This window comes from Limosilactobacillus pontis DSM 8475, from assembly GCF_001435345.1.
Classification (GTDB): Bacteria; Bacillota; Bacilli; order Lactobacillales; family Lactobacillaceae; genus Limosilactobacillus; species Limosilactobacillus pontis.
In genome coordinates, this window is the sequence record NZ_AZGO01000016.1 from 1 (window position 1) to 1,241 (window position 1,241).

General features: G+C 51.0%; 1 rRNA gene. It reads right to left on the bottom strand.

From position 1 onward, the window contains the following. Positions 1-1,241, bottom strand: a 23S ribosomal RNA gene (locus FD34_RS01305); the annotation flags it as partial.

Sequence of the window (1,241 nt, forward strand, 5' to 3'; positions counted from 1 at the left end):
CTCACTAGAAGCTTTTCTCGGCAGTGTGACGTCAGCGACTTCGTTACTAAAAGTTCACTCCTCATCACAGCTTGTCAACCCGAAGTTAAGCATTTGACTCAACTCCTGACTCGCTGCTTGACCGCACTCTTCCAATCGTGCGGATCGCTTAGCCTCCTGCGTCCCTCCATCATTCAAACGCAGTTAACTGGTACAGGAATCTCAACCTGTTATCCATCGCCTACGCCTTTCGGCCTCAGCTTAGGTCCCGACTTACCCTGGGAGGACGAGCCTTCCCCAGGAAACCTTAGTCATTCGGTGGACAGGATTCTCACCTGTCTTTCGCTACTCATACCGGCATTCTCACTTCTAAGCGCTCCACCAGTCCTCACGGTCTGACTTCGCCGCCCTTAGAACGCTCTCCTATCACGTGCACAAAGTGCACATCCACAGTTTCGGTAATATGCTTAGCCCCGGTACATTTTCGGCGCAGGATCACTCGACTAGTGAGCTATTACGCACTCTTTAAATGGTGGCTGCTTCTGAGCCAACATCCTAGTTGTCTATGCAACTCCACATCCTTTTCCACTTAGCATATATTTAGGGACCTTAACTGGTGATCTGGGCTGTTCCCCTTTCGACGGTGGATCTTATCACTCATCGTCTGACTCCTGAGTATAAATCGATGGCATTCGGAGTTTATCTGAAGTTGGTAACCCATGACGGGCCCCTTGTCCAAACAGTAGCTCTACCTCCACGATTCTTTACCTCAAGGCTCCCCCTAAAGAGATTTCGGAGAGAACCAGCTATCTCCAAGTTCGTTTGGAATTTCACCGCTACCCACACCTCATCCCAGCCATTTTCAACTGACACGGGTTCGGTCCTCCAGTGCGCTTTACCGCACCTTCAACCTGGACATGGGTAGGTCACCTGGTTTCGGGTCTATAACTACATACTTCTTACGCCCATTTAAGACTCGCTTTCGCTACGGCTCCGGTTTTTCCACCTTAACCTTGCATGCAATCATAACTCGCCGGTTCATTCTGCAAGAGGCACGCCGTCACCCATTAACGGGCTCCGACAGCTTGTAGGCACATGGTTTCAGGAACTATTTCACTCCCCTTCCGGGGTGCTTTTCACCTTTCCCTCACGGTACTGGTTCACTATCGGTCACTAGGTAGTATTTAGCCTTGCGAGATGGTCCTCGCAGCTTCCAACGGGGTTTCACGTGTCCCGCCGTACTCAGGATCCTGAACTGAGGG